Below are 26,887 nucleotides of genomic sequence, written 5' to 3' on the forward strand. Positions count from 1 at the left end.
AGGGCTGTCACCAGGCCAGACGCCACCGGGGCGAGAAAAATAGTCAGTCTGACCAATCTGATGCAGCGTCAGTACCGAACAACTAGGCAAGACACTGCACAACGAGCGACCAAGTTACGGGAGGGGCGTTGTGAAGCGAGCCTTTAGCGGTACAAGCATGCCTGAAACCATCGGCATCGATCAGAATCTGGTCGTCCCAGAGTTCACTTTGGGCAACGAGGACAGGCCGGCACCAGAGGCCCCTACACAACCGTCATTCCCGATGACTGCCGCTCAGCGCGGGATCTGGTACGCCCATCAGTTCGATTCCGAGGTTCCGCTGTCGGTCTCGGCGTACGTCGAACTGCGCGGGCCCGTCGACCTCGATGTCCTGGCCGACGCCGTACACAAGACCGCCCGAGACACCGAGTCGGCGCTGTTGCGCGTGATCGAGACCGACGACGAGCCGGTACTGACCGTCGATCGCGACCGGGAGGTCGAGCTCGGCTACGTCGATCTACGAGACGATGCCGATCCCCATGCCGCAGCTCTGAATTGGATGAAGATCCACCGACTCAAACCGGTGGATCTGGTCACCGACCACCTGCTCGAGACCTACGTGCTCCAACTCGCCGACGAGCATGTGATCTGGTACTGCTGGGGCCATCACCTGGCCTTCGACGGCTACGGCGCAATGTTCATGCTCACCGCCGTCGCCGCGCATTACGGTGCGATCGTCGAGGGACGCGACTACACACCCCCAACCTCCGCATCGATGTTGCACATCTCCGAGATGGACCGCGAGTACCGCGCGTCAGAGCGGTTCGAGATCGACCGCCAATACTGGAAAGACCAGCTCGACAGCATCGACCCCGACGTCGCTGCGACCGCGCGGGCATCACTCACCCGCAGCGAGGTGCTGCGGCGTGGCGCCGAGACCGATGACCTGACCGCCGCCCTCACCGCCATCATCGCCTCTTCTGAGCTCAGCGAGGAACTCGCCGCGGACCTGCGTGCCGCGGCCAAGGCCTGTGGCGTGCGGCCGGCCTCTGCGATCACTGCCATTGTCGCCCTGTACCTTTCCGGACTGACCGGCCGGAATGAGACGGTCATCAGTCTCCCCGTGGCCGCGCGCACCTCGGACATGCTGCGCGTGAGTGCCGGGATGACGTCCAACGTCCTTCCCATCGAGGTCCAGACCGACCCGGCCATGACGATCCGTGAACTCTTCGCCCAGGCGAATCTGCACATCAAACACGGCCTCAAGCATCAGCGCTTCCGCCACGAGGACATCAACCGGGAGCTGCTCGGCGACACCGGCACCGAGCGGGACTTCTACGGGCCGATGGTCAACGTGATGCTGTTCTTCAGCCACATCGACTTCGGATCGGTCAGCGGTGAGGTGCACCTGCTGTCCACAGGACCTGTCGAGGATCTGTCGTTCAACGTCTACGAGAACTTCGGCAATCAGCACATCATGCTCGACCTCGAAGCGAATCCCAACCGGTACTCGCCCGACGAGGTCCATGATCACCACCGGCGTATCGAGGCCCTGCTCACCGACATCGTCCGCGGCGACCTCGACCGCACCATTGCGCAGGTCAGCACCGTACCCGCCGACGAGCGCAGACAGCTTCTGCACGTCTGGAACGACACCTACCGGGAATTGCCGGCGCAGACGCTGACGGAACTCCTGGATCCGGCAGCCGAACACCACGCCGACCGACCCGCCCTTCAGTCGGCCGGGAACGCCACGCACCCACTCACGTACGCAGACCTGGCGCGGCATACGAACCGCCTCGCACGACGTCTGATCGCGGAGGGAGCGGGGCCTGAGTCGGTGGTGGCGGTGACGTTGCCCCGCAGCGTCGAACAAGTGGTCGCCATCCATGCGGTCATCAAATCGGGCGCCGCGTATCTGCCGATCAATCCAGACGACCCTGCCGACCGCATCGAGCACATCCTGGGTACGGCCGCTCCGACGATCGTGCTGGTCGCCACCGATCAGCAGGCTCCCGAGACCACCGCGACCGTTCTCGACGTCGGCCTCGATGACACATCGGACGTCGACCACCGGGCGATCACCGACGCCGACCGCCGCGCACCCTTGCGGCCGGAGCACCCTGCGTATGTGATCTTCACCTCGGGCTCAACCGGTAAACCCAAGGGCGTCACGGTCAGTCATCGAGCGATCACAAACCGGCTGCAGTGGATGCAGCACGAATATCACATCGACCAGAACGACCGTGTCATCCAGAAAACCCCGGCCACCTTCGACGTATCGGTGTGGGAGTTCTTCTGGCCTCTGGCGGCAGGCGCGCATCTCATCGTGCCCACCCCTGACGGACACCGGGATCCGTGGTACTTGCGCGACGTCATGTCGGCGCATGCCGTGACGGTCGCTCACTTCGTCCCGTCGATGCTCGCGGCCTTCGTCTCCGCGTTCGAGTCCGATCCGCAGACCGCAGAAGGTCACGATGGGCTCGACAACCTGCGGCTGGTCTTCACCAGTGGCGAGGCCCTCGCCACGGCGACTGCTGTGCGGTTCCGCCGCGTCAGCAATGCTCCGGTCAACAATCTCTACGGTCCCACCGAAGCCGCCGTCGACGTCACCTTCGAGAACGACAGTGCCTCGAGCACCGGCGCCTCCGTGCCGATCGGACGCCCGGTGTGGAACACAGCGGTATATGTTCTCGACCAGCAGCTTCGCCCCCAGCCTGTCGGCGCGGTCGGCGAACTGTACTTGGCCGGAACACAATTGGCCCGTGGATACGTCGGACGCCCGGACCTGACGGCCGATCGGTTCGTGGCCGATCCCCATCAGCCGGGTCGACGGATGTACCGCACCGGCGACCTCGTCCGATGGCGTGCGGACGGCACTCTCGACTACATCGGGCGCAGCGACTTCCAGGTGAAGATCCGTGGCCAGCGCATCGAACTCGGAGAGGTCCAGGCGGCGCTGACCGGCGCCGGAGGCGTCGGCGAGGCCGTGGTGGTCGTCCGCGTGGACCCGGGCACAGGCGATCCCATGCTCGTCGGCTACATCACGCCGTCGGGCGGGGCATCCCCCGACACGGTCGACATCCGCCGCGCACTCCGAAGGACATTGCCCGAGTTCATGATCCCGTCGGTGATCGTGGAACTCGATCAGATCCCCACCACGTCGAACGGCAAGCTCGACAGCCGGGCGTTGCCGGATCCCGTGTTCGTCCCCACCCAGGACACAGCGGTCGCGCCTCGCGACGACCTCGAACTCGCCCTGTGCCAATTGTTCTCGGGCATACTCGGTCGAGAGACCGTCAGCGCCGAGGCATCATTCTTCGATCTCGGGGGCAATTCACTGCTCGCCACCAAGATCGTCGCCCGGTTGACCGCGCTGGCCGGACGGCGCATCGGCATCAAGACCCTGTTCGCCGCGCCCACACCCTCGGATCTGGCGGAGGCGTTGCGGGACATGGGCGTCGACGAGTCACTGATCCGACCCGATCGAGCCGTCACCACCATCAAGGCGGTCACCACCGATCACACCCGGATCCCACTGTCGGCGGCTCAGCAGCGGGTGTGGTTCATCAACCGGTCAGATCCCGAATCCGGCGCGTACAACATCCCATTCCGCCTGACCCTTCGTGGCACGCTCGACCACGACGCACTGGCCCAGGCACTGGCCGATGTCGCCGAACGTCAGCAGGTGTTGCGGACGGTGTTCCCACTCGACGACGACGGACCGTTCCAGCGCGTTCTGCCGGTGGACGAGGTGGACCTCGACCTCGCCGAGACCGACGTCAGCCGATCAGACGTCGAACGCGTGAGCCGTGATCTGGCTGGTGAGGGCTTCGACCTCGGGGAACAGATCCCGATCCGTGCGCGGCTGCTGCGCATGTCCGACACCGAGCACGTGCTGGTCGTCGTCCTGCACCACATCGCGGCCGACGGCCTCTCGCTTGCCCCGCTCGCGGGCGACCTCTCGATCGCCTATACCGCCCGCTCGGCCGGGCACCAACCCGACTGGCAGCCGCTACCCGTGCAGTACAGCGACTTCAGCATCTGGCAGGCCGAGCAACTGGCCGATGACAGCAGCCCCGAATCGATTGCGGCGCAACTTCGTTACTGGTCTCTCACACTCGCCGGCATGCCGGCGCAGACCGATCTGCCGACGGACCGGCCGCGGCCGGCGAACCCAACCATGCGCGCCGGTGGCCACACCGTCGAACTCGATGCCGACGTGCATCGCGGACTGCTCGCTGCCGCACAGGCGCCGGGTGAGCAGACGCTGTTCACCGTTGTCCACGCATTGGTCGCGACGTTGCTGCGTCGGATGGCCAACGACGACGACGTCGCGGTCGGCACACCGGTGGGTGGCCGCGGCGACGACGCCCTCGACCAACTGGTCGGCATGTTCGTCAACACCGTCGTACTGCGCGCATCGATCAGCAAGTCGGACAGCTTCGGCGATCTCGTATCGCGCCTGCAGGCCATCACGGTCGATGCGCTGGCACACGCCGACGCCCCGTTCGAACAGGTGGTGCAGGCAGTCAACCCCGACCGTTCGAATCCGGCACATCCGCTGTTCCAGGTGAGTATTGCTCTCAACGAGAACACCGACATATCCCTCGAACTGCCGGGTCTCACCGTGTCGGCTGCACCGATCAGCGCCGGGGTCATCAAGTTCGACCTCCAGTTCACCGTCACCGAGCAGTACACGGCGGACGGCAAGCCGGCCGGCCTCGATGTCGAGATCGATTACGCCGCAGAATTGTTCGACCACGCGACGATCCGCACACTGGGCAAACGACTGCAGCAGGTCGCCCGCGGCGTGCTCGCCGACCCCACCCGGCCGATCGGCGACATCAACATCCTCGGTCGCGCGGAGGAAATGGCGCTTGTACCGGCCACCGGTCCCACCCCACGACGCGCGCGGGTGCTACCGGACATCCTCGCCGAGGCGGTCTCGGTGAATCCCGACGCGGTCGCGGTCCGCGAAGCCGGCCGCGAACTCACCTATGTCGAACTCGACACCCGCTCGGACGCCCTCGCCCACCTCCTCATCGCGGAGGGAGTCGGCCCGGAGGACTTCGTGGCCATTGCGGTCCCCCGTTCGCTCGAATGGATCATCGCGCTGTGGGCCACCGCCAAGACAGGCGCTGCCTGGGTGCCGGTGGATCCGCGGTATCCGGCCGAGCGCATCGACCACATCCTGGCCGATTCCGGGGCGAAACTGTGCCTCACCGTGCGGAACTCGCCGGTGGCGCCCCCTGGAACCCCTGCGATCGCGGTCGACCACCCCGAACTGCTCGAGCAACTGCGTGCAGCCCCGGACAACCCGGTCCGGTCACACCACCGGGTCGGCCCACTGACGCTGGACAACCCCGCGTATCTCATCTACACCTCCGGGACCACCGGTGTGCCGAAGGGTGTGGTGGTCAGCCATCACGGCCTGGTCGACTTCACGTCCGAACAGGTGCAGCGGTTCGGTGTCGAGACCGACAGCGTCACACTGCATTTCGCATCGCCGAGCTTCGACGCCTCGGTCCTCGAGGTCCTGATGGCCGTCGGCGGAGCCGCCACCATGGTGATCGCTCCGCCACATGTTCTCGGCGGCAACGAACTCCAGGACGTACTCGCCGACCAGTCGGTCACGCACGCGTTCGTCACGCCGTCGGTGCTGGCAACCATGGAATCGGACGCCCTGCCTTCCCTGTCCACGGTGATCGTCGGTGGCGAGCACCCCAACCCCGAGGTCATCTCTCGATGGGCCCGCGGCCGCCGGTTGTTCAACGCCTACGGCCCCACCGAAGCCACCGTTGCTGCCACCATCACCGACCCGATCGCACCCGATGAGACCTTGAGCATCGGCGGGCCGGTACGGGGCATGGATCTGCTGGTCCTGGACGAACGGCTTCAGCCGGTACCGACCGGCGCCGTTGGCGAGTTGTACCTCGCAGGCGGACACCTGGCGCGCGGATACCACCGACGGGTACGGCGCACGTCGGAATCGTTCCTGGCCAACCCATTCGGGCGCGACGGCGACCGCATGTACCGCACCGGCGACCTCGTGCGATGGACATCGGCCGGTGAACTGGAGTTCCTCGGGCGTGCCGACAGCCAGGTCAAGGTGCGTGGCTTCCGGATCGAGCTCGGTGAGATCGATGCAGCCCTCATTCGTGACGACCTGGTGGCCGAGGCCGTCACTGTCGCCCGGCCGGGCCGCGACGGCACCACGGAACTGGTGTCGTACGTCAGCCCGGTGACCGCTCACACGTTGCAGGCCGATTCGCTCCGAGAACGGTTGTCAGCTCAACTCCCGGGTCACATGGTGCCGCGCTCCATCATGGTGATCGATCGGTTGCCGGTGACCCCCAGCGGGAAGATCGACTACCGGGCGCTTCCCGAACCGTCGCGTTCCGCGGACAGCCCGACAGACAACGGCGGCGGACCGCGCGGCCTCCGCGAGCAGCAGATCGCCGCCATGTTCGCGCAGGTGACCGGCCGCGATGTCGCCACCGTCGGCCGCAGCGAAGACTTCTTCGAGATGGGCGGCAACTCGCTGATGGCCACTCAGGTGGTGGCGCGTCTCGAGGCCTTGCTGGGACGCCGCGTCCCGGTCCGCACCCTCTTCGACAACCCCACCACCGCGCGCCTCGCCCGGGCCTGTGCAGCAGAGCCCGACGACGACGCGACCGCACCTCTGCCCGAACTCGTGGCCCGTGAACGCCCGGCGTTCGGGCGTGACTCCGTTCCCGCGCTCGCTGCCTCACGACTCTGGTTCCTCAATCGACTCGAACCCGAATCCGGCGCGTACAACATCGCCTTCGCCGTCACCTTGCGCGGCGCCCTGAATGTGGCGGCGCTCGAACTCGCACTCACCGACGTGGTCGCCCGCCATGAACCGCTGCGCACCATCTATCCCGAGGACGACGGCAGGCCACAGGTCGAGGTGCTCGAAGCCCCGCGGTTCGAGTTACCGGTTTCTGAGTCGGTAGGCGATCAACTGGCCGAGCGGCAAACAGCATTGGGCGTCGAAGGATTCGATCTGCGCACCTCGCCGCCGATCAGGGCCGAACTCGTCCGCACGGATGTCGACACCCACGTGCTGACGATGGTGATCCATCACATCGCCGCCGATGGCTGGTCGTTGCGTCCACTCGCAACCGATCTCGCCGTCGCATACGAAGCGCGGTGCGCCGGACGAACACCCGACCTGGCCCCGCTGCCCGTTCGTTTCCGTGACTTCGCCGAGTGGCAGCGGGCTGCACTCGGGGACGACCAGGATCCGAGCAGCCGGATCAGCGGTTTGCTGAGCTGGTGGCGCGACACCCTGTCAGGGGTGAGCCGTGAGTCTATTCTCGCTCACACCGACACCGGCGAACACGGCAGTGGAACGGTCGACTTCCAGATCGCCCCCGAGGTCCTGGACGGACTGTCCAGCGTCGCCCGCTCGCGTGACGCAAGCCTGTTCATGGTGATGCACAGCGCGTTTGCCGCGCTACTCCACCGCTTGAGCACCCACTCCGACGTCCATCTCGAGGGCGCCGATTCCGATGTGGTGATCGGTAGCCCGGTCGCCGGACGCGACCACCCCGATCTCGCCGACTTGGTCGGCATGTTCGTGAACACCGTTGTGCTGCGCACGCCGGTGACGTCCGGTGCGCAGTTCACCGAGCTCATCGACCGCGTTCGCGACACCGACATCGACGCGTTCTCACACGCCGACGTTCCCTATGACCAACTGGCCACCGCGGTCGCGGACGACCGCCGTCAGCAGGATCCCCTCGTCCGGGTCGCCCTGGCGTTCGCCGACGAATCCGGCCCTGCCCTCCAACTCGGGGAGCTGATCGCCGACGTCACAGAGATCGACACCGCGGGAACACGTTTCGATCTGGAGCTCCGGGTCACCGGGCACATGATGCGGCTGACCTACGCGCGAGACAAATATCCCGCAGCCGTCATCGAAGCCATGGCGCAGCGCTTCGTCCGCGTTCTCGAGAGCGTCGTCGCAGACCCCGAGATCACCATCGGCGACCTCGATGTGCTGACCGAGAACGAGTGGCCCGAGGGTGTGGCCGCGGGAACCGACGAGGCGGGCAATGCCTGGTCGGACCAGCAGACCCTGTTGCCCGATCTGCTCGCCGATGCCGTGAGCCGCAACCCGGACGCGCCGGCGATCGTCTTCGACGCGGGCCAGTGGCCCGCGTCGGAAGCCGGTCCAGGCACGCTGACCGACGACGGTCGCCAAGTGCTCACCTACCGGGAACTCGACGAGTGGTCGAACCGTTGGGCCCGTTACCTTCTCAGCCTGGAGATCGGGCCCGAGGACATCGTTCCCATCGCCCTGCAGCGCGGTGCCACCTCCGTGGCCGCGATGTGGGCGATCACCAAGACCGGCGCAGCCTTCTTGCCGGTGGACCCGGGCTATCCGGCTGAGCGCATCGAACACATGGTGACCGACAGCAAAGCCGTCGTGGGCCTGACCGACCAGGCGACCGCGCATGGTCTTCCCGTCGGTGTCCGGTGGATCAGCCTGGACGGCCAGCTCGGTGCAGCCGTGGACACCATGAGTGGTCGTCGACTCACCCGTCACAGGTGGGCCCAGCCGGACAACATCGCGTACGTGATCTACACGTCGGGCTCCACGGGAGTGCCCAAGGGCGTGGCGGTCACCCACCGTGGTCTGGCACCGCTGGCGGCCGAACAACGTGAGCGGTACGGGGTCGACAGCGATTCGCGCACGCTGCATTTCGCGTCACCGAGCTTTGATGCCTCGATGCTCGAACTGCTGCTGGCCGTCTCGGCCGGTGCCACCATGGTCATCGCCCCACGAATCTATGGAGGGTCCGAACTCGAGCAGTTCCTGCGGTCGCAGCGCATCACCCACGCGTTCATCACACCCGCGGCCCTCGCCACCGTTCCGAGCGCAGATCTGCCTGATCTCCGCACGCTGGCTGTGGGCGGCGAGGCATGCGGTCCCGACCTCGTCCGTACCTGGGCCCCCGGACGTACGTTCCTCAATGCCTACGGCCCCACCGAGACCACTGTCGTGTCCGTGATGGCAACGATCAACGGCGACGACAGCCGGCCTCTGCCGAGCGGACCCATTCCGATCGGCACGCCCGTCCGTGGTGAGGGCGCAGTGGTCCTCGATGCCGCCCTGCGGCCGGTGCCCGCGGGTGTACCCGGCGAGCTGTATCTCAGCGGGGCGGGTCTCGCACGCGGATACGTCCGGCGTGCGGGTCTGACAGCCACGCGGTTCGTCGCGAACCCCTACGGCGAACCGGGCGGATTGCTTTACCGCACCGGCGATGTGGTGACTGTGAGTCCAGACGGCGTGATCACCTACCTCTCACGCAGTGACAACCAGGTCAAGCTCCGCGGGTTCCGGATCGAGCTCGGTGAGATCAACACCGCACTCACCGAACGACCCGACATCCGCTTCGCGGTGACGGTGGTGCGCGGTCGCGGGGAGGGTGCCACGCTGGCGAGTTATGTCGTCCCCGTCGAAGGCGAGGTGGATCTCGACGACGTGAGGCGCCACCTGCAGGCCCGACTGCCGCGCCATCAGGTGCCTGCTTCGATCACACCGATCGACTCGATCCCGTTGACCGCCAACGGAAAACTGAACAGCGCTGCCCTCCCCGAACCCGTGGTCGGCGGAACCGACACCGAGCGCCGCCCCGTGGCGGGCGATGCCCAAGAGTCCCTCGCCACGTTGTTCGCCGAGGTGCTCGGCGTACCGGCCGACCAGATCGGTGCAGACGACGACTTCTTCGAACTCGGCGGTACCTCGCTGACCGCCACCCAGTTGATCAGCCGGATCAACCGGGCATTGGGTACCGAACTGCCGGTGAGGGTGGTCTTCGACCATCCGACGGTCTCCGACCTCGCCGGGTTTGCCGCCACTGGAGACGTGGCTGCGGACCGAGGTGAGCGAGCGACGCTGAGCCACCGCGACCACGCCACGTCGGCACCGCTGTCACTGGCGCAGCGGCGCCTGTGGTTTCTCTCCCGCACCGATCCGGAGTCGGCGGCGTACAACGTGCCCTTCGCGGTGGAGTTCCACGGCGAATTGTCCGTCGACGCATTGCATTCGGCGTTGATCGACCTGGTCGAGCGGCACGAGAGTCTGCGGACGCTGTTCCCCGAGATCGACGGGGAGGCCACCCAGGTGCCCGAGCCCGACGCCGCGAAGGTGATCGGTCACCGGCTGCTGGTGGAGAATCATGACATCGCAGACCTGGAAAGCCTGGTCTTGACCACCGCTGCACAGGGTTTCGACCTGTCGAACCAGCCGCCCATCCGCGTCCGATTGCTGCGTACCGGGCCCCTGAGCCACACGCTGGTGGTGGTGCTGCACCACATCGCCGCGGACGGATGGTCGTTGCCGACGCTGCTCGGCGATCTGATGCTCGCCTACCGCGCGCGCAGCTCGGGCGAGACACCGCAGTTCGACCCGTTGCCTGTCAGCTACATCGACCACACCCTGTGGCAACACACCACCGTGGGTTCACCCGACGATCCAGGCAGCGCCGCGGCCCGGCAGATCGACTACTGGCGGGGTGTACTCGCCGATGCCCCCATCGATTCCACGATCCCGTCGCAGGAAGAGACAACCAAGGCCCAAGACGGCGCCGCCGAACACAGTGGCGGACACACGGTGCTGACCATCGACGTGATCTGCGCGGCGCCATCGCCGAACTCGCACGCCGAGAAGGTGTCAGCCCGTTCATGCTGATGCACGCCGCGCTCGCGGTTCTGATGTACCGCATGGGCTCGGGGTCCGATGTACTGATCGGCACCCCCGTGGCCGGCCGGTTCGAGCCCGAATTGCAAAGAGTCGTGGGCATGTTCGTCAACACCCTCGCACTGCGCAGCACACTCGATCCCGCGGCGTCGTTCACCGAGCTGTTGTCGTCGATCCGCGAGAGCGATCTCGAAGCACTCGCACACGTCGACGTACCGTTCGACGATGTCGTCAGCGCCGTCAACCCTCAGCGGGTGCCCGGACGTCATCCCCTCTTCCAGGTCGCTCTGTCGGTTCACGACTGGTCCGAGACCAGCCTCGGCGGAAACCTCGATGCCGGCGCCGGACTTCTGGCCCAGGTCACCGAGGTCGACACGGAGTCGGTGAAGTTCGACCTGCAGTTCACCGTCACCGGTATCAACCCCGGCGCCGAAGGTCAGGCGCGGATCAAGATGACCTACGCACGGGCGCGCTACGACCAGCGGACCGCCGAGGCCATCTCGGCCCGATTGATCCGTGTTCTCCGGGCGGTCACCGACTCACCGACGATGCCCGTCGCGACACGCCGGTCACCGATTTCGTCGAGGAGGCCACCCTGGCCCCGGTGCGCGGTCTGCCCGCCCCGAAGCCGAGATCACTGGTGGAGCTGTTCACCGCGGCGGTCAACGACAATCCCGACGGCACCGCGTTGATCGACGCGCACACGAGTGTGAGCTACCGGCAGGTCGACACCCGATCGAACAAGCTGGCCAGGCTGTTGCTACGGCGCGGACTCGGCCCGGATTCGTTGGTGGCCATGGCCATTCCGCGGTCGGTGGACGCGATCATCGCGACCATCGCCATCAGCAAGACCGGCGCGGCATTCCTGCCCGTTGATCCCACGTACCCGGCAGGCCGCATCGAGCACATGCTCGCCGACAGCCGGGTGCGCGTGGGTATCACCATCGAGCAGTACGCACAGTCGATGCCACCTGCGGTGGACTGGTTCGTTCTCGACGACTCCGCGGTGCAGGGGGCGACCGTCTCGATGTCGGCACTGCCCCTCACCCCAGCCGAGGTCGGGCACGGTACGCGGCACGATCAGCTGGCGTACATCATCTACACCTCCGGTTCCACCGGCAGGCCCAAGGGTGTGATGGTGCCCCATCGAGGTCTGGCGGCGGTGCACGACGAGCTGAAGGCGAAGATGTCGCCCGAATCGGCCTCGCGGGTACTGCATTTCGCATCGCCGAGTTTCGACGCGTCGATCCTCGAGATGTTGCTGGCCATCTCGGGGCGCTCCGCGCTGGTGGTCAGCCCGACCGATGTCTTCGGTGGCGACCAGCTCGCCGACTTCCTCGAGCTCGGCGCGGTCACCCACGCCTTCATCACGCCCGCGGCACTGGCCAGTCTGGATCACCGGCGGGTCCGCGGACTGCGCACCATCGCGGTGGGTGGCGAGGCATTCGGCAGCGATCTCGTCCGCCGGTGGTCCGCTGACCGGTTGATGCTGAATGTGTACGGCCCCACCGAGACCACCATCATCACCACCAGCAGTGAACCGATGGCGCCTGACACCCCGATCACGATCGGGGCGCCCAACCGCGGCGTCCGGGCGCTTGTGCTCGACTCCCGCCTGCACCCCACCCCGGTGGGGGTGGCCGGTGAGCTCTACCTCATCGGGGATCAGGTGACCCGAGGCTATTTCGGGCGCCCCGACCTCACAGCGGCCCGCTTCGTTGCCAACCCGACCGGTGTCGGTGGCGAACGGATGTACCGCACCGGCGACGTGGTGCGCTGGACGGCAACCCGCACACTGCAATACGTCGGCCGCAGTGACGATCAGGTTCAGGTGCGCGGGTTCCGTATCGAGCTCGGTGAGATCGACGCCGTCTTGTCCGGCCTCGAGCAGGTACAGCATTCGGTGACCATCGTGGACACCGGTGAGGAAGCGGGCAATTCCGCACGGCTGCTCAGTTATGTGGTGGCCCATGACGGTGCGGACATCGACACCGCCGCTCTCCGCGACAAGCTGGCCCACAAGTTGCCTCGTCACATGGTGCCGTCGGCGATCACGGTCATCGACGCGATGCCTCTGACACCGGTGGGCAAACTCGACAAGAACGCGCTCCCCAAGCCAGAGTTCTCGTCCGAGCCCGGACGCGAACCGGCGCCGGAACGGAAACCATTGTGGCGCAAGCCTTCGCCAAAGCCCTCGACGTCGAATCGGTCAGCGCTGTCGACGGGTTCTTCGATCTCGGCGGCAACTCGCTCCTGGCCACCAAGGTGATCGCGACCCTCCGCGACGAGGCCGGTATCGCAGTTCCGGTCGGCTGGATGTTCAGCGACTCGTCCCCGGAGGAGCTCGCGGCGCGGATCGACGAGCAGGGCGCCGACAGCGATCCCGCTGACACCGAATCCGCGCCGGGTATCGACCCGGCGCTGGCTCCGCTCATCGGCCTGCGGGCGCAGGGAACCCGGGCTCCGCTCTTCGCGGTGCACCCGGCTCTCGGTGTCGCGTGGAGCTACACCGCACTGCTGCCGCATCTCGATTCCGACCGGCCCTTGTACGGACTGCAGAACCCGGCGCTGTCGGGCGGTCCCCGACTTCGGTCGGTGCCCGACCTCGCTGCGTACTACCTGCAGCAGGTCCGGGCCGTGCAACCCGAGGGTCCGTATCACCTGATCGGCTGGTCGCTGGGCGGTTCCATCGCGCATGAGATGGCGGTGCAACTACGGGAGCAAGGCCACCAGGTCGAGACGCTGATGCTGCTCGATTCGTATGTGATCCCAGGCCGTCCCGAGCTCGATGTGACACCGTCGGTCGGAGAGTTGCTGACGGAGTTCGGCTTCGGCGACGGTGAGCTGACCGGTGATGTGGGCGGCGACATCGGCCTCGACGAGGCGACCGAGATCATCCGCGCTTCCGAGGGCCCGTTGGCACATCTGTCGGTCACGGATCTCGAGTCGTTGTACGACGCCTACGTCGCTGCCACTGCGGTGGCCCGCGAGTGGACACCGCGGGTGTACGACGGCGCAGCCTTGTTCGTCACCGCGTCCGAAGACCCACCGCCCGGACGGCCCGCTGTCGATGACTGGCGTCACCACGTCACCGGGGACATCGGGCACACCGTCGCCTACTGCCGGCACAGCCAGCTACTCGACGGTGATCACGTCCATCCAGTCGCCGGGGCACTCGGCGATCACCTTGCAACACTTGATGAAAGGACCAATGATGATCAATCCATTCGATGACGAGCGGGGTACCTTCCGCGTCCTGGTCAATCACGAGGGTCAGCATTCGCTGTGGCCCGATTTCGCTCCCGTACCGGGCGGGTGGACCTCGCAGCACGGGCCGTCCGGACGCGAGGACTGCCTGCAGTTCGTCGAGCAGAACTGGCGCGACATCGCGCCGGCGAGCTTGAAGCGATCCATGCCTGAACGCAAGGCCGTCGCCGCTTCGGCTCGCGACGGCGAGTGGTGGATCAATGGGTGAGGAGACGCAGACGCATCTCGACCACCCGGTGATCGAGGGGCCCGACGGTGAGGCGCCCGACAACACGGTGGGTGACGGGTCCGAGTTCGCCATCGAGGTGTCGGGCCTGTTCAAGACATTCGGGAGCCGCTTCGGGCGCGGCGCATCCCATCAGGCACTCGGCGGCGTGGATCTGAAGGTGCGTCGAGGAACCGTGCACGCGCTGCTCGGTCCCAACGGCGCGGGCAAGACCACCACCGTGCGCATCATCTCCACCCTGCTCAAGCCGGACGCGGGCACGGCCCACGTACTCGGCATCGACGCGCTCGCGCATCCGGCACAGGTGCGCCGCAGCATCGGCGTATCGGGTCAGTACGCGGCCGTCGACGGCAACCTCACCGGCTGGGAGAACCTCCGGATGGTCGCGCGTCTCTACGGGATGACCAAACGTGCAGCCGGCACCCGTGCCGACGAACTGATCAACGACTTCCGGCTCGAGTCAGCGCGCGACCGCCCGGCGCGCACCTACTCCGGTGGCATGCGCCGCCGTCTCGACCTGGCCGGTGCCCTGATCGCGCAGCCTGGTGTGGTGATCCTGGACGAGCCCACCACTGGACTCGACCCGCGCGGACGCCGCGAGATGTGGGCTCTGATCAATCAGCTCGTGCGCGGCGGCACCACGGTGCTCCTGACGACCCAGTACCTGGAAGAAGCCGACGCACTGGCCGACACCATCACCGTCATCGATCACGGCGAAGTGGTTGCGATGGGCTCGGCCGCCGAGCTGAAGGCGGCGAGCCAGTCGACGTTGCTGACCGTGGAGGTCGGGCTCGACATCGACCGGGATCTGGTGCACCGCGTCTTGTCCCAGCACGGGTCTTCAGAACCGCACGGAACCGCACACTCCACCGAGTGGCAGGTTGCCGTGAGCGACGGAACTGCCAGCGCCGCAACGATCATCCAGGCCCTGTCCGAGGCCGGTGTCGCGGTGCACGACTTCTCCGTGGAAGCACCGACGCTCGACGACGTGTTCCTTTCCCTCACGTCCAATCCCACGCCCGATCCCGAGGAGAACGCCGCATGACCGCGACCACCGAGGCCCGATCCGCCAGGACCGGCGCACCGCGTGCCGCTTCCTCGAAGTCAGCACCGACGATGTCCGGTGGCGGGCTCTTCTCCGACAGCTCGGTGATGGCCGGACGCAACCTGCTCACCATCCGCCGCGTCCCGACCCTGCTGGTCTCCGCGACCGTTCAGCCGTTCATGTTCGTGTTCCTCTTCGCGTACGTCTTTGGTGCAACGCTGGGCGGGGCGTCCTATCGTGAGTTCCTGATGGCCGGCATCTTCACGCAGACGGTCGTTTTCAACTCGGCCTTCACCACCGTCGGACTGGCAGGCGATCTGCAGTCGGGCTTGGTCGATCGGCTACGGACCCTGCCCATGTGGTCGCTGGCGGTGGTCCTCGGCCGAACCCTCTCCGATCTCGTGGTCAGCATCGTCAGCGTTGCCGTGATGGCCATCACCGGACTGGTCATCGGATGGCGTATCCGCGGCAGCTTCGCCGATGCCCTGCTCGCGCTCGGTCTGATCCTTCTGCTCGCCTTCGCCATGTCGTGGGTGGGCGCCTTCACCGGATTGATGGCGCGCAACGTCGAGGTGGCGCAGAGCGTCGGCTTCGTGTGGATGTTCCCGGCGACGTTCTTGTCGAGTGCGTTCATCTCGGCTCAGAGCCTGCCCGGACCACTCAAGGCGATCGCCGAATGGAACCCGATCACGGCGGTGGCCACGGCAGCTCGTGATCTGCTGGGCAACTCCGCGCCCCCGGACTTCCCGCAGGCCACCGGCTGGGTGGCCGACCATGCCGTCGAGTACTCACTGGCCACCTCGCTGGCAATCCTGCTGGTGTTCGTCCCGCTGTCGCTGTGGCGCTACCGGACCGTCGCCAGCCGCTGACCGGTGGACGACTGTCAGTAGTCGGCCTCCGCGGCCAGGATCTCGGCCAGGAACGCGTCCGGCCCTGGCACACCGAGCCGTCGGCGCGCGAATGCTCGCACCCGGTCCCGGGTTTCACGTGTCTCCTCGACGGGGACCCCGACCGTGACCGACGTGGACGACCAGTCGTGGGACCACGCCCTGTCGTCGTTCATCGGCTCGCCGTCGATGTCCACAAGCGGGACATGCGCCTGGCCATCTGATCCCAGGACCGCCGAGCCGCTGACACCGGCGGCGCGCACCGACACATCGATGCCCGCCGGGTCGGCCCCGGGTACCACCGCCGCCGCGACGATCACGGTGGCTGCCGGGTCGGCTCGCACGTACCAGTCGACGGTGTCTTCGGCAGCATCGAAGATTCCCGCAGGCACACCACCCCAGCGAATCGTGTCGGTGCCGGCGGCGATCGCGTCGGTTCGAGGCGCTGAACCACTTCCCGCTGCCAGGGCGTAATCATCCTGATGTCCTCGTGGGGGCGTATCGAGTGCGTCCATGTGCGCAGCGAGTGCCGAGAGCTCAGCCCACTCGGACCGGTGTGCCGGATCGCCGATCCCCACCTCCTCCACCAGGTCCACGCATCGACGCACCATCTCGACCACACGTGGATCGCCTGAACGCACATGTTCGGTGAGCGCTGCGGCGTGTGGCGAGAGCAGTTCGGCGACACCGGAATCGATGGTGTCGTCGGTGAAGAAGATCTCCGCGGCGGAGGTGAGAATCGCGATCTCCGCGTCGAGCAGAGGCAGGTCGAGAGCAGGGATGCCCTCGCCCACACCGGCGGGCCACCATCTGCGCAGCCAATGTCCCAAGGCGAGTCGTCGGGGGATCTCGACGGACTCTGTGTCCACGTCGATGCCGTCGAGTTCGATCGCCACCGCGGAATCGGTCGGGCCGTCGGTGACCGCCGCGACCGCGACATGGCCGCGTTCACCGACCACTCGCCACAGCCAGTCGGCACGCGATGCATCGGTGAACTCGATCTGTGGCGTGCTCTGCTCGTCGAGCGTCCAGGACATCACCGCGCCGCTCACCTCGAGCACCGTCACCAGCGGTAGTGCACGCTCCACCTCGCCGGTGGTCCACAGCCCCGACTCGACTCCGATTCTCATGACACGACCCTCACCCGGTCACCTCGATCTCGGACCCGCTCACGTCCGCCAGCATGGCCTTGATCCGCTGCCGCTGGTCCAGACTCGCCGACCGGGCGACCCCATCGAGCAGTGATCGGATGTCCTCGACATCGTCGCAGGACTCCTGCCACACATCACGACCGTGCAGCCGGGCCCACAGCCGGCCGAGATACGGGCGGCGAAACGCGCGTAGGTCGTCGACGACCCGCTGCTGACGCGGATGAACGGGGGCGCCGGCGGCAAGGCACCGGCGGGCGTGCAACACGTAGGCCTCCTTGCGCAGCCGGGCCTGGATCAGCGCCGCCAATCCGTATCGGGCGCTGTGTTTTTCGTCCAGCGGCATCAACTCCACAGCCACCTCGATGCCGGCAACAAGAGTTGCCTGGATATCCTCTGCCAGCAGACCCCAGGGGGAACACGCACGGTCCACCTCTTCGGCACACAACAGCGGGATGTCGGGGAGTTCCTCGCGGTCGAGCGCTCGACGCAGTGTGGCGCGGACACGGTCCACCACGGCCCGGTCGAGCGGCCGCTCCCCGGAGAACCTCTCCGTAAGATGCGGACATCGTTGCGGCTCAGTAGATGTCAGACCGAGGTCCACCAGCCGCCAGGGCAACGCGGCAGGATCGACCCGTGCACCCGCCCCCAGATTGAATGGCGTGTCGTCGGCAACCAGGGCCGTCCACACCCGTTGCCGTGCCGCCCGCGCCCGATGGTCGCCCGTCTCCGCCAGTACGGTGCTCAATCCCGACAGGAACGGCCCGGTGATCGCCCCGCCGGGACGCACGTCGCGCCAGCTCCTCTCCAGTTGTCGAGTGAGGGTCGAGATGGTCTGGGACGCAGCCAGATGCTTGTCCAGAGCTGCGGTCGCGGTACGGTCCCGATCCGAGTGGACGTCACGGAGAACGGCATCGGCGACAGCCTCCACGTCCCCCGTCGGCGCACCGTGGGTGACGGCCAGCTCGTACGAGATCGGGAAATAGAGTTCCTGCGCATTACCGGTGGTGATGCGCAGCCGCCTGCGACTCTTCTTGAGCACCTCGAACCACTGTGCGGTGCAGAGCAATTGATCGCCGTGAGCGATGATCACGTCATGTAGGTCGCGCGCCACGTCAGGGGCGAGGATCGCCGCCGAGAACTGAGGATTCACACGAAGCCGCAGCACCAGCGGATCGAGAATACGTTTCACGGTCCGGCGCAGCGGGCCACCGTCGCTGCCGCTGAGCACCTCCACACCGGGACCGAGCCGGCGCCAGGCCTCGTCGATGACCGCCCGACGTGGGCGGGCGAGGGCGACCTCCGTCGCCACGTCGTACCCGGTAGTCACCAGGTGATGCTAGACGAGGCACTGTGCGCTCGACCAGAGCCGCGTGGCTCGAGAAGTTGGGTTCGGTAGCCGGCACCTGCAGTGACCCTTGATCCATGAAACCAGCACCCCGCCCCGTAAATGGTCCGATGTCGACTCCCGCACTGGCGACCCTGGCGTCGTGCGCGACGGTCGCGCTGATCGCGACCGTTGCATTCCTCCTGCCGAGCGCCGCAGTGTTCTCGGTCGGGGCCGTTGCCCTCGCCGGCGCGGCTCTGGTGTCGGTGGGCGAGATGCGTCCGTCGTCCCGCATGAGCCGTTGCTCCCACCACGAGCCGAGGTCCGTGCCTCTGGACGAACCGGGTATCGGCATCGCAACAGTCCATGCCGTCGAGGAAGCGCCGTCGGTCGGTGACAAGGCTCGGGTTGGCGACAGGGCCTGGGTTGACCACAGTGAAGCGGCGGCACCCACGATCATCGTCGACGTCGAAACGGTGTCCGGACAGCACTTTCGGGGGCATCTGAATCATCACGGATTCGATGCAGGAGGCTCACGTGCCACCCTGTGGCCGGGTGTGGTGCTCGCCGTCCGATTCGACCCGCAGCGACCGTCCGAAGTCATCCTGGCCGACGACATGACCGCAGCGCGAGCGGCTTTCGACACCATGCTGATCCGGAAGGGATTGACCACGGCGGACAAACTCGACCTCATCCGGCGGGGCGTCAAGTCACAAGCGGTGGTGACGGCCATGAAGCCGACCGGCCAGGTGTGCGAGGACTACCGTCAGGTCGAGCTCGACGTGATCGTCAACCGTCCCGAAGGGGGCCAGTTCCCCGCACACGAGGTGACGTTCATCCCGGCCACTTCCGTGGCGAAGGTCGAGCCCGGCAGCATCATCGACACCTATTACCGCTCCACTGATTCCTCCCGTGTCGCGGTCTGCGTCCCACGCAGTTGAGCCGGCGCAGCGCCGACCTCACGCTCGGTGATCGGGCACTGCGAAGGTGACCAGGGATGCCCAGAACACCGGGTGCGCAGTGACATCCCCTGAACGCCAGCGTCTCATCTGCGCACGCTGCCACCGACCGAGTACCACCACCGGGTCATCACTCTCGTGGGCGCTGTCCACAGCTGCGATCAACTCCCCCATGGGATCGATGGCGGTATCACCGTCGGCCAGGCTTCGATATCCGGCCGTTGTCGGCAACGACCACAACGTCGCCGTCACCAGCTCCGATCCGGCCAGGATCATGGCCGCGACCAAACCGTTCGGCTCGTCGAAACGGTGATCGGTGCCCGATGCGCACGCCACCAGGGCCACTCGCGGAGGCATCGGCCAGCGCCCGGTATCGGCGAGGAGGTCGGCGGCCGTCCACGGTCGATGGCTGCCCACCGGATCCGCCAGTCCGGGGTGCAGAGCTGTACACGACAGGTGCAACGCCGACCGCTCGGCGTAGCCCACCTCGCTCGAGGCCGCACTGGCATGACCGACGAACAGCATCCTGCTCGGCTTGTCCTGCAACACAACCGACAACCAGTTCCGGTCCGTGTCGCGGCGCCTGAACAACTCCACCGTGTCCGATACCGGCGGATACACGGTATGGCGCGCCAGTGCGCCGGCGAAGTGTTCTGACACCAGGCTGTCCGGCGACGGTCTGCCCAACACCGAGCCCAGAGGCGAGGAAGGTGTCTGCCCGGGCACGCGGGGATCGAGGATGAGAACCGGGGGTGAGGTGCGGCGCTCCTCCCAGCGCGCCGGGCGTCTCGGGGCGTTGACGATGTTCGCCGGGGGCGACATCACGAGATCCACCAGTTCCATCAACCGATAACCCTCGGTGTACGCGGTGAGATCGTCTGCCTTCCAGGGCAGTCGCGCGAGTACCTCCCCGGTGGCCGACACAGCCCCGGCCTTGGCACGCACCAACTGGTCGGCGGTGGGATATACCGATGGCAACGCGAGCAGGGCGAACGGGATCTGTGCCAGACGCGCCGTGGGAGTGAGATGCAGAACCGGACGAACGGCCGCCACACATTCGAGCAAAAGAGACCATGCCTGTTGTGAGAGCAACAGCAGCCCGAGATGGTACGACGCACGCAACTCGGTCGACGGATCGGAAAATGGGCCCGACAGGAGTGACCGCCGAAGGGCATCCACCATCGTCTCGCCGTCGCGCGGCGAGGGCAGTGCATCGGCCACCTGCTCGATCGCGGCCAACACAAACGGCTCCTCCACCACCCAGGTGACGGTGCGTGCGGGCTCGCCCACCACCCGCAGGCTGGCGTATGTCGCAACTCCCACGTCGGCAAACCGCAGGACCAATCTTGTTGGTGGCGCGCTGGTCATCTCCACGTGGGCCACATCGGCTCGCCGCTCGTGACCGTGCGTCCGTAGCGTTCGGCGGCCAGCCGTCGATACTCCGCCAGGATCGCGCCGGCACCGCGGTCCATCTGCAGCGGGGGCAACGGACCCAGCCGGGTCAGACCGCCGGTGACCGCAGTGGTCGTGGCCCCGGCAGCCACCGCACGGTTCTCGTCGATGCCGGCATCGGAATCGGCGACGGAGTGCAACGGTGTCGCCCCCGTGGCGGTCAGTGCCCACTCACCGCCGACAGCATCGGACACTCTCGGGTCGAGGCCGAATGTTCCCCGTGCACTCACGTATTCGATCATCTCGGCGACCAATGAGGTGTTGTCCCATTCCCACGCCGCAGCGAAGGCGCCGGCCATCACCGGGGCCGAGACCGACTGGGCCCAGCGCGAACGAGCCTCGGCGTCGGGCATCGAATGCCGCACACTGTCGACCGCAAGCGCCGCGGGTATTTTCAGCGCGGCGGCTTGTTCGAATTTGGGCTGGGCCGAGAGATGGCCGGCCGACCCGTCGGCCGCCGTGGTGATGCCCTCCGACATGGCAACCCGCGCCTCCACTGCATTCCAGTCGGCGAGAGGATCACCGATGCCGTCGAAACCCATGTCGGAGAGGGCCTCTGCTCGCCATATCGATCCCATGAGGTCATCGAGGCGGGCGTGGTGCAGCCAGGTCGCATGGGGGGTCGCGTCCAGGAGCATCCGGGCCTGCCCGACCATCTCCCGGGCGCGGTCGAATTGTCCGCGGAACACCGGTATCCAACTGCGCTGCATCAAGATCCGGTGACGATGAAGGGGTATACCCAATTCGTCCCAGTGCCGCTGCGCCTGTTCCCAGCAGTGGTCGGCTGCCTGCAGTTCGCCCGCGGCCATCCGGGTGAGCCCCAGGTACAACCAGCATCTGGAGACGTCATGCGCGACCGCATACGTGGCCAACACCGGGTACACCGCCTGGGCCAGGCGTTCGGTGTCCGCATGGTCGGACCGAGCCCAGGCGAGAGCCGCACGTTCGAGTTCGCTGCGCGCCGATGCCAGAGGCCAGCCGCGTTGCGACGCAAGCGCACCCGCACGACGAAGATGCGAGCCGGCCTCCTCGAGCCGTCCGGTCTGCACACAGAATCTGCCGTAGCCGATCCCAGCGTCCACCGCAAGCCGGTCGGCTCCTACCGAGCCCGGCCGGCTCCAGGCATCGGACGGTGGGGGCGGGCCGGGTTCCGACGCGGTTCGTCGCACGATGATCAACTCTTCGAGACCGAGTTCCCACAGGGGCGCGGCAGCAACGTGTTCGTCCACATCACCGAGCGCGATCGCGCACAGGATGCGTGCGTGTGCCACATGGAACCCATGGTCGGGGTCGGGGTCCGAATCGGGCTCGCCCACGGCGTTGCCGGGCAGATGCGCAAGCCGCCGCGCCGCTTCGTCGTGGTCACCGCGAGCTGATGCCAGGCCGATGTCGAGGACATCGGCACGCCCGGTGTAACGGACGACCATCCGGGTGATGTCGTCGGGTGACATCGTCACCTGCGCCGCGGCCTCGGGCATCTTCCCGGCGAGGATCTCCGAATAGATACCGACGCAATCGCGAATCCTGCGGACACATTCCACGACCCCGTCGTGAGCGCCGCGGGTCAGGTAGATCGTTCCGAGCTGGGCGAACACCTCGAGTATCAAATCGTCTCGGTCGAGCTGTTCGATCTTCGGCATCAGCGACAGCAACAGGTCGCGGGCGGCAGCGTGGTCGTCGGCACAGGCGAGGTTGCGCGCACGCTCGAGATCACCGGTCACCGACATGGCTGCATCATATTGATCGCGGACCAGCGGGCAACCGCTTACACGGGCACCACGCACGAAAGCGGCGGACGTGCGATGCACGTCCGCCGCATTCTCACCGGTTCAGATCAGTTGCAGCTCACCTTGATGCTGAACTCCTTCTTGATCATTCCGGCCGTCGGGTTCTTCATGTCAGCGCCTTCGGCCTCACCGGTGATGGTGTACGTGTCACCGTCTACCGAGACCTTCGCCGAACCGACCGACATCCCCATCCCGTTGGTCACAGCCAGTGCGTTGCCGTCGACCACCAGTCCCAGCGACTCGACCTTCGGGGTGGCCTCATCCGTCATCACGATGCCCAGGCCCTGCTGTCCACCGGTGGAGCCGCTGCCGACGTTGATCTTGCCGCCCTGCTTCACGCAGCTCACAGAGTTGAGGTCCACGCCGGCGAGATCCTTGCCCTCCACCTTGACCTCGGTGTCGCCGCCGGTGGAAACCTCTGTTCCGTTCGACTGGCTGGTTGCGACCGGGTTCGCCGCGGGGCTGCTGTCTGCGTTGCTGCTGCTGTCGTCCGAGCAGGCCATCAGCAGGGTTGCGCTGGCGATCAGTCCGAGGGTGGCTGTGAGGACTCGTTTCATTGGTCTTCCCTTTCGTTGTGCGGCGCCTTCGGTGTGGCTCCGGCATGGGATAACTAAAGCCCGGCCGAGCGGCTACCGATCCCAATTTCTGGCGCTTGTCCACCATTCGCCGACGCGATCGAATCGCCCATGTCGATCGAAAGGCCACCGCTGACCTCGCACATCCGGTGTCCAGCGCTCTGACGCGAAAGCGCCCCCGGCAATGGTGCCGGGGGCGCTGATGCCAGGAACATTGTGTCCGTGGCCGATCACGCGATCAGTTGGGTTGGTGGAAGGACTCCCCCAGCAGCCGAGCAAAGTTGGCGATCCCGGCTTCGTCATCGTCAACCGGCGATGGCGTCGGACGGGTGCCGCCGAGCAGCGCCACCAATTCTCCGGCGGCACGATCCACCCGGTCGGCAAGCGTGGCGGTGTCCCCGGAGGTACCCGCCCAATCCTCGGACGCGGCATATACACCGGTCGGGACCACCACAGCGCGCAGATACGAGAACATCGGCCGCACAGCGTGATCGAGCACCATCGAGTGTCGCGGACTACCACCGGTGGCAGCGATCAGCACCGGCTTACCGGCAAAACTGTTCTTGTCGATGATGTCGAAGAACGACTTGAACAATCCGCTGTAGGACGCGTTGAACACCGGCGTCGCCGCGATCACGGCATCGGATTCGACAACAGCCTTCACCGCGGGATCCGCAGCACCCACCGGGAATCCGGCGATCATGCTCTGGGCGATGTCCACCGCGATCTCCCGCAGATCGACGGTCTCGACCGCAACCGAATCACGTTGCGCCTGAACCGAAGCGGCGAGCCTGTCGGCGAGCAGCCGAGTCGAGGACGGTTCACCGGCCCCGGCACTCACGACCACCACACGAGTCGGATTCATCGGCTGATCGCCTCCGCCTCGACTGTGCCCTCCTCGGCGACAGCAGCGCTTCGTGCAGCCACCAGCGATGCATGGGTGGGCGCGTCCGGAACATCTGAGGGGCGCCCCTCGGCGAATCCCGCCCGCAGTTGCGGAAGCACCTCACCGAGTTGATCGAGTTGTTCAAGAACGGTTTTCAGCGGCAGTCCGGCATGGTCGACCAGGAACAGCTGGCGTTGGTAGTCGCCGAAGTGCTCACGGAAGCTCAGCGTCTTGTCCACGAACTGCTGTGGGCTGCCGACGGTGAGCGGTGTGTCCGCGGTGAACTCCTCGAGCGAGGGGCCGTGACCGTAGACCGGCGCGTTGTCGAAGTACGGCCGGAACTCGTTGACCGCATCCTGCGACTTGGGGCGGATGAAGAACTGCCCGCCGAGTCCCACGACGGCCTTGGACGCGGTGCCGTGACCGTAGTGCTCGTAGCGCTCACGGTAGAAACCGATCAGCTGCTGGAAGTGCTCCTTGGGCCAGAAGATGTGGTTGGCGAAGAAGCCGTCCCCGTAATAGGCGGCCTGCTCGGCGATCTCCGGGCTACGGATCGACCCGTGCCACACGAATGGAGCGACGCCGTCGAGCGGTCGCGGCGTTGAGGTGAACGAGGTGAGCGGCGTACGGAATTTGCCCTGCCAGTCCACCACCTCTTCGGTCCAGAGTCGGTGCAGCAGATGGTAGTTCTCGATGGCAAGAGGGATGCCCTGTCGGATGTCCTTGCCGAACCACGGATAGACCGGGCCCGTGTTGCCGCGGCCCAGCATCAGATCGACACGACCGTCGGCCAGGTGCTGCAACATCGCGAAGTCCTCGGCGATCTTCACCGGGTCGTTGGTGGTGATCAGTGTGGTCGACGTCGACAGCTGCAGAGTCTTGGTCTGGGCCGCGATGTAACCGAGCATCGTTGTGGGAGACGAGGGCACGAACGGCTTGTTGTGGTGCTCGCCGGTGGCGAAAACGTCGAGCCCGACGTCTTCCGCCTTCTTGGCGATCGCGACCATCGCCTTGATCCGGTCGTTCTCGGTGGGTTCGACACCGGTGGTGGGGTCGACGGTGACATCGCCGACGGTGAAGATTCCGAACTGCATGGCTACCTCCTCGGTAGAAGCTACGATCATCATAACCGGACCGTGGTCCGAATTATTTCGTCGCGCCGGCCGAGGCTGCCGAGCGGTTGTCACAGAACAACCGGGACCCAGAAGCCGAAGAACCAGAAGCCCCAACCACGCTTGTATCGGTCGTAGGCGGGGGTGACCTCCTGCCCGCGGAAGGTGAATGTCGCAAGATCCGGGCGTTTGACCGCGCCCGGGGACGATGAAGTCGTCCGGTTGGGGCCGTCCTGCGTCGTTGTTGATGATGTCGCCGACGGCGCTGCCGTCGCCTCGGCCACTGCCCCACCGACTCCCAGCGAAGCCAGGCCGATTGCCCCCGTTGCGACCGTCCGCGTGAACGCCTTCTTGACCTGCATGTTGTCCTCCCTTCCTGAAGCCCGACCTGTTCTGCCCGGGCCGACTCTTCACAAGGTAGAAACGCGAACTCGTAGAACTCTGGCACCTGGCTGTGAGCTTCCTGGATGCCCGAGAAATCCGGGTTCGCTCATCACGGGAACATTCGGGCCCTGACGCCGATCCAATCGACAATGGATCTCATCGAAGGGAACAGCCATGGGTGAAGGCGATGCCGAATACAGCGCGCAGGACAGCTCGACAGCGTCGGCGGCCGACGACTCCGGCGCACTGGACGAACTCGAGTCGGTGCTGAGCGAACTGTGGCCCGATCAGGATGCGGCTCCGCCGGACGAGCCCGCAGAACCGTCTGACGGGGTCGGCGGCGGCGATGCCGACGAATACTCCGAGCACTGGTTCCAGCAAGCCGTGAACGGCACCTGCGTGCCGGCGAGTGTTGCCCAGATCGTCGCGGAGTACACCGGCGAAGACATCCAGAGCGAAGACGCCTTTGTCGAGATGGCCCAGGACAACGGCTATTTCCTCGATGGCGAGATCGAGAACGGCATGCCCATCTACGCTGCGGCGGACCTGCTCGAACAGAACGGGATCCCGGCCACCGTCGAGACGGGCACGATGGACGACCTCGCGACAGCTCTGGACGAGGGCCGCGGCGTCATGCTGTACGTCGACTCCGGTGAGTACTGGGACCCGGAGCAGGAGGAGCGCGACGAAGCCACGGGTCGCGACCAGGGAGGCGATCACTGTGTGGTGATCAGCGAGATCGACACCGAGAAAGGTGTTGTCTACCTCAGCGACCCAGGCCATCCCGACGGCGACCGCATGGAAGTCCGACTCGACGAGTTCGAGGAGGCATGGGGCGAGGCCGACAACACGATGATCGTGTGCGACGAACCCTCGCCCAATGCCGGTGTGTCCGAGGACGACCCCACACGGGATCCGCTTCTCGACGACCTCGATGCCGACGAGACACCTGGGCTCTCCAACGTCATCGACTGGCTCACCGACCGCCCGTGGAACCTGCTGCCGGTGGTGATCGGCGGCAAGTAGCGCGCGCCCGCCACCAACAACGTCCCCGTCGACATGTAGGGAGGGCACTATGCCCCCGCACACGGTCACGGGGACGTTGTCGGTGCACAGCA

17 protein-coding genes are annotated in these 26,887 nt (G+C 66.3%); 9 read left to right on the forward strand and 8 right to left on the reverse strand.

What is annotated here, in order from left to right; translation table 11 throughout:
- Window positions 1-157 precede the first annotated feature (157 nt).
- The 7 genes from W823_RS37425 (at window position 158) to W823_RS37440 (ending at window position 16,121) form a co-directional block, all read left to right on the forward strand.
- Window positions 158-10,705 (forward strand): non-ribosomal peptide synthetase, encoded by a 10,548-nt coding sequence (locus tag W823_RS37425; RefSeq protein WP_051406397.1) that lies wholly within the window; start codon window positions 158-160, stop codon window positions 10,703-10,705.
- Window positions 10,699-11,406 carry a condensation domain-containing protein gene (locus W823_RS59235; protein WP_051406398.1) on the forward strand — a complete coding sequence of 236 codons (708 nt, stop codon included), beginning with the start codon at window positions 10,699-10,701 and terminating at the stop codon, window positions 11,404-11,406. The genes W823_RS37425 and W823_RS59235 overlap by 7 nt, the downstream gene beginning before the upstream one ends.
- Complete coding sequence (locus tag W823_RS56385) at window positions 11,319-12,983, forward strand: amino acid adenylation domain-containing protein (protein ID WP_161633985.1); 1,665 nt, start codon at window positions 11,319-11,321, stop codon at window positions 12,981-12,983. Before W823_RS59235 ends, W823_RS56385 begins: the two co-directional genes overlap by 88 nt.
- Complete coding sequence (locus tag W823_RS56390; RefSeq protein ID WP_051406400.1) at window positions 12,884-13,948, forward strand: thioesterase domain-containing protein; 1,065 nt, start codon at window positions 12,884-12,886, stop codon at window positions 13,946-13,948. The genes W823_RS56385 and W823_RS56390 overlap by 100 nt, the downstream gene beginning before the upstream one ends.
- Window positions 13,929-14,189, forward strand: a complete 261-nt coding sequence (locus W823_RS37430) for an MbtH family protein (protein ID WP_030164721.1) — start codon at window positions 13,929-13,931, stop codon at window positions 14,187-14,189. The genes W823_RS56390 and W823_RS37430 overlap by 20 nt, the downstream gene beginning before the upstream one ends.
- Window positions 14,182-15,252 carry an ATP-binding cassette domain-containing protein gene (locus tag W823_RS37435; protein WP_023955992.1) on the forward strand — a complete coding sequence of 357 codons (1,071 nt, stop codon included), beginning with the start codon at window positions 14,182-14,184 and terminating at the stop codon, window positions 15,250-15,252. The genes W823_RS37430 and W823_RS37435 overlap by 8 nt, the downstream gene beginning before the upstream one ends.
- A 71-nt stretch (window positions 15,253-15,323) precedes the next feature.
- On the forward strand, window positions 15,324-16,121 hold the full coding sequence (locus W823_RS37440; protein WP_031331692.1) for an ABC transporter permease: 798 nt from the start codon (window positions 15,324-15,326) through the stop codon (window positions 16,119-16,121).
- Between the two features lie 14 nt (window positions 16,122-16,135).
- Here W823_RS37440 and W823_RS58050 read toward each other — a convergent pair whose 3' ends face one another.
- Both W823_RS58050 and W823_RS37450 read right to left on the reverse strand, forming a co-directional pair.
- Complete coding sequence (locus W823_RS58050; RefSeq protein ID WP_023955996.1) at window positions 16,136-17,269, reverse strand: hypothetical protein; 1,134 nt, start codon at window positions 17,267-17,269, stop codon at window positions 16,136-16,138.
- 10 nt (window positions 17,270-17,279) lie between these two features.
- The gene (locus W823_RS37450) at window positions 17,280-18,617 is read right to left on the reverse strand and encodes a hypothetical protein (protein ID WP_081729670.1); all 1,338 of its coding nucleotides are present in this window, start codon (window positions 18,615-18,617) and stop codon (window positions 17,280-17,282) included.
- Between the two features lie 95 nt (window positions 18,618-18,712).
- Here W823_RS37450 and W823_RS56395 point away from each other — a divergent pair, with 95 nt between their 5' ends.
- Window positions 18,713-19,555 carry a hypothetical protein gene (locus W823_RS56395; protein ID WP_152538004.1) on the forward strand — a complete coding sequence of 281 codons (843 nt, stop codon included), beginning with the start codon at window positions 18,713-18,715 and terminating at the stop codon, window positions 19,553-19,555.
- An 18-nt stretch (window positions 19,556-19,573) separates the two neighbouring features.
- On the opposite strand, the gene W823_RS37455 is transcribed toward W823_RS56395, so the two are convergent.
- The 6 genes from W823_RS37455 to W823_RS37480 form a co-directional block, all read right to left on the reverse strand.
- Window positions 19,574-20,941: a CHAT domain-containing protein gene (locus tag W823_RS37455; protein ID WP_031331696.1), complete on the reverse strand. Its 1,368-nt coding sequence runs from the start codon at window positions 20,939-20,941 to the stop codon at window positions 19,574-19,576.
- Window positions 20,938-22,752: a hypothetical protein gene (locus tag W823_RS37460; protein WP_023956004.1), complete on the reverse strand. Its 1,815-nt coding sequence runs from the start codon at window positions 22,750-22,752 to the stop codon at window positions 20,938-20,940. Before W823_RS37460 ends, W823_RS37455 begins: the two co-directional genes overlap by 4 nt.
- 107 nt (window positions 22,753-22,859) lie before the next feature.
- Window positions 22,860-23,369 (reverse strand): lipoprotein LpqH, encoded by a 510-nt coding sequence (locus W823_RS37465; RefSeq protein WP_023956006.1) that lies wholly within the window; start codon window positions 23,367-23,369, stop codon window positions 22,860-22,862.
- 256 nt (window positions 23,370-23,625) lie between these two features.
- Window positions 23,626-24,252, reverse strand: a complete 627-nt coding sequence (locus tag W823_RS37470) for an FMN reductase (protein ID WP_023956008.1) — start codon at window positions 24,250-24,252, stop codon at window positions 23,626-23,628.
- Window positions 24,249-25,367 carry an LLM class flavin-dependent oxidoreductase gene (locus tag W823_RS37475; protein ID WP_023956010.1) on the reverse strand — a complete coding sequence of 373 codons (1,119 nt, stop codon included), beginning with the start codon at window positions 25,365-25,367 and terminating at the stop codon, window positions 24,249-24,251. The genes W823_RS37470 and W823_RS37475 overlap by 4 nt, the downstream gene beginning before the upstream one ends.
- 89 nt (window positions 25,368-25,456) lie before the next feature.
- Entirely contained in the window at window positions 25,457-25,747 is a 291-nt protein-coding gene (locus tag W823_RS37480) for a hypothetical protein (protein WP_023956012.1), read from the reverse strand.
- A 196-nt stretch (window positions 25,748-25,943) separates the two neighbouring features.
- Here W823_RS37480 and W823_RS0128355 point away from each other — a divergent pair, with 196 nt between their 5' ends.
- Window positions 25,944-26,795, forward strand: coding sequence for a C39 family peptidase (locus W823_RS0128355; protein WP_023956014.1), 852 nt, complete (start codon window positions 25,944-25,946; stop codon window positions 26,793-26,795).
- Window positions 26,796-26,887: the final 92 nt, after the last annotated feature.

Origin of the sequence: Williamsia sp. D3 (genome assembly GCF_000506245.1) — a bacterium.
Taxonomy (GTDB): Bacteria; Actinomycetota; Actinomycetes; order Mycobacteriales; family Mycobacteriaceae; genus Williamsia; species Williamsia muralis.